This window comes from Gilvimarinus sp. 1_MG-2023 (assembly GCF_030548285.1).
In genome coordinates, this window is the sequence record NZ_JAUOSC010000086.1 from 1 (window position 1) to 515 (window position 515).

Consider the following 515-nt stretch of genomic DNA (forward strand, 5'->3'; position numbering starts at 1 on the left):
GATGTACTCAATACGAAAGCCGGTCTTTTGAGCAATCAGATCCATCACATCAATCGAAAACCCTTTGGGCTTGCCTTGTTCATTGAAGTTGAACGGCGGCCAGTCCATTTCATTATGAACTCGTAATACCGGGTGAGCGGCCAGGAAGTCTTTTTCTTCCTTGTCCAGTTGCAACACCTGGGTTCTCTGCAAGCCACTGCTGAGCCAGCGACGCCCCAGGTTGCTTAGTTCCTGCTCGGTGACGGATTCCAGTGCTTTTTGCAAAATATCCCGCAATATCCCCCAGTCAGGCCGAATGCCCATCCGCAGGTTATTTTCAAAACGCGGGTCGTCGAGACCACCAATGACCTTGGTATTGTTGATCAGATGCTTGCGCATCAGGTAGTTCTGAATCGCTATACCGCCGATGGTCGCGTCAGCGTGGCCAAAGGATACTGCTTTGAGGGTTTCCAGTTGGTCGGTCAACAGCAACAGTTGAATGCCCGGGAAATAACGTTCGATAAGCTCCTGATAAT

At 50.3% G+C, this 515-nt stretch carries 1 protein-coding gene; it reads right to left on the reverse strand.

Going from position 1 to position 515, the window contains the following annotated elements:
* On the reverse strand, window positions 1-515 hold a 515-nt coding region (locus Q4563_RS15800; RefSeq protein ID WP_303605145.1), incomplete at both ends, for a transporter substrate-binding domain-containing protein.